The following is a 2,776-nucleotide window of genomic DNA, read 5'->3' on the forward strand; positions in this document are numbered from 1 at the left end:
GCCGAGCCTGTTCGGCGCACTACGGTCGACGATCGCAGGCACTTCGGTTGTCACGACAAGTTCGACCTGGAACCAGGCACTCGCGTCTTTGAGTTCACCTTTGTTCACCGAAAGCTTGTTCCGGAGAACGGCGGAGACCGTCACCTTACCGTCGCGCGGTGTCCGAGTCAGAATGTACAGCTCCAAGCCTGGTGCAACATGCAGCTTCACTGCACCCTTCGTGGCCAGTGAATGGCGCACTCGTTCTGGCGTACATGCCTCTCTGGTCCAGGCGGTAGGCCGACTCCGTCCTCTGCGGCGTTTGCCACCCTGGTCTTGGTCGTCGAGCGTCTCGGAAGGTCTGTATCGTGCTGCCGACACATCGAAAGACACCTCGGATACCAGACCAACATCGACTGTGAACGTCAAACCCATCGACGAGGGGTAGCGCATCAAGGATTGTGCAACAGGTGAATCACTTTCACCTTCAATGGAATCCGCTTCGGCACTGTCGGGTTCCGGCTCCTCCTGCAGGGGCTCATCCGTCGGCCACAGCACGCCCACGACGTAGCGATCCAACGGTGGTTCTGCGAGCACCTCCGACGCGCCCTCTCCCGGACCGAGAAGATCGAGTTTGAGCTCCTCGACCATCTCCGCACGGAACCCGTACATCGCATCCAGCTCGGTCATGACGGTTGTCAATTCTTTCCATCCCATCTCGTGTTCCAGTCTGGTTGGACAAGGCCGGCGAGCCGGGGTACCAGCCAGATGCCGGAATCACCAATTCCCAATTCGTCGCTGACTTCGGGTGAACCTGCGACGGATTCAATCGACATCGTCGTTGCACCATTCAAAATCGTTGGCCAACGGGCATTTCCAATCATGAAGATTCTCCTGATATCTCGCCCGAACTGCTCGGATGTACGCGCAAATGCGACACCATCGGAATCCTTGACCAGATAGATTGGCGCATCGCGATGGGTCCACTCCAGGTCCAAAACCAGTGTCACAGTTTGGCCGACGAGAGTACCGGCGGCAAGCAGACTCTGAACAGCAGGAGCGTTTTCGCCGCATTCGAAGGGTTCGTCGGTATTCATGTCATTGAACCTGATTTCAATTGCACGGGTTCGCTTTCCGCCCTTGCCGAATACCTGTTCCGTCCAGCGCCCAACAGATGCCGTGTCCTTCTTCATCCACGACTTCGTCGCTTTTGGTGCGCAACGTACGATTTCGTCGCGCGCACGGCTCAGCGCGACATAGTTTCGCCGAGCGATGGCGAAGTCGTCGTCATCAGGTTCGTAGTCTGTGTCGAACAGGAAAACTCTGTCGAATTCGAGGCCCTTCGCACGATGGACAGTGGACACCACAACGTCCTCCGTGGCATCTGCCAACAATGCCGTCGGGATGCCGTATCCACCGATGACGCGCCTGATCCTCGAGAGATCGAGATCGTTCGGAAACTGCGTCCGACCTTCGGATTCCTTGAGCAGATTCCATGCATCGATCGGGTCAATCACCGACGTATTCTGCAGTGCAGCAATAACATCCTCACGGCGGTTCATGTTTCGCGGAAGCTGCTGAGCAAGCTCTGCAACCCATGCCCGAGCGCCGTGCTCTTGTGCAGTACGCCGCAGTGTATGACGGATGTTCAGGGCGGTGAGCTGTTGGGACACGCGCAAAGCGTCCCCGTTGGTCTTCGTCAGGATCGCGGTGCTTCGTCCAGCGCGGTAAACATCAGTGAGCCACGCCGAGGAATCGACGCTTTCCAACCGGGAAATGAAGGCATCAACCTCTTCACGTGCTCGCGCACCGCTGTCCATCTCACGGAGGCGAGACCCTAGCTCGACGACAGCAAGAGGGTCTTTCCCCCGCGCACGGAAATTACGTTGCAGACCCGTCGATTCAACATTCGCGAGACCGCGCAGCTCGCTGATCACGTCCAAACGCTGGGTTTGTTCTTCCGGAGAAAGCTGGAAATCGTAGAGCGCCTGATTCGGATCGCCGAGCGCAGTGAACCCGACCTCGTCCCCAAGTCGATCGATCAGCGCCAGCACGAGCTTCGCACGCTGCCCGACGAGGTCCTGTACCTCGTCGAGAACGACATGCTGAATGTCTTCCAACATCGGCAAATCAGCGTCTTCATCAGTCAAAAGCCCAACAGCACGTTCGATTCTTGCGTCGAAGTTGCCTTTTGGATCCTCACCCGCGTCGATGATCACCCGGTTGGCAAACGAGTCGAAAGTACGAATCTCGGCCTGCGCCAATACCCGTGTTTCCAATCGACTACGAACAGCGGATACTGCTGCTCTGGAAAAACTCAGAACGAGCACCTCTGTCGACAGCGATAAGTCGCACTCCCTTGCCAAGTGATCAAGTCTGGCAGCAACAACTTCGGTTTTTCCCTGCCCCGCCCCGGCAACTACCACAAGACGGTCTTCAGTGGCCGCCTCAACTACTCGGCGTTGAAGTTCGTCAAGACCGGTAACCGTTGAACCAGAATCGATCTCGAGCGATTGCGAAGGGCCTTCGCTCGCATCGATCGAGAAAGCGGGCGCCACAACCGACGCAGCCGCCGCAGCGCGACGGCGGTCACGAAAACGGGTAAGGATGTCGACGGGGTTCGCCCGCGCCCTGAGCCGGTCGCGAAACTTCGGTGTGTCCGAAATCGTGACAACGATTGAATCTGCTGCGACGTCTATCGGCTCCGTGCCGGTTGCGGCAGGAAGCTCCAGACGAGCGATCAGTTCCGCGAGTCGTTTTTCCACCAGGCTGCCCCAGCGGCCCCTGGTCACGTCTG

General features: G+C 58.0%; 1 protein-coding gene and 1 pseudogene. Both read right to left on the bottom strand.

Annotated features, from left to right (window positions below; translation table 11 throughout):
* Positions 1 to 669: pseudogene (locus A2J01_RS00295) on the bottom strand (helicase); the annotation flags it as partial.
* A gap of 8 nt (positions 670 to 677) precedes the next feature.
* Positions 678 to 2,776, bottom strand: a 2,099-nt coding sequence (locus A2J01_RS00300) for a UvrD-helicase domain-containing protein (protein WP_156519124.1), incomplete at its 5' end; no start/stop codon positions are given.

It is taken from the genome of Rhodococcus sp. EPR-134 (genome assembly GCF_001647205.1).
Classification (GTDB): Bacteria; Actinomycetota; Actinomycetes; order Mycobacteriales; family Mycobacteriaceae; genus Rhodococcus_F; species Rhodococcus_F qingshengii.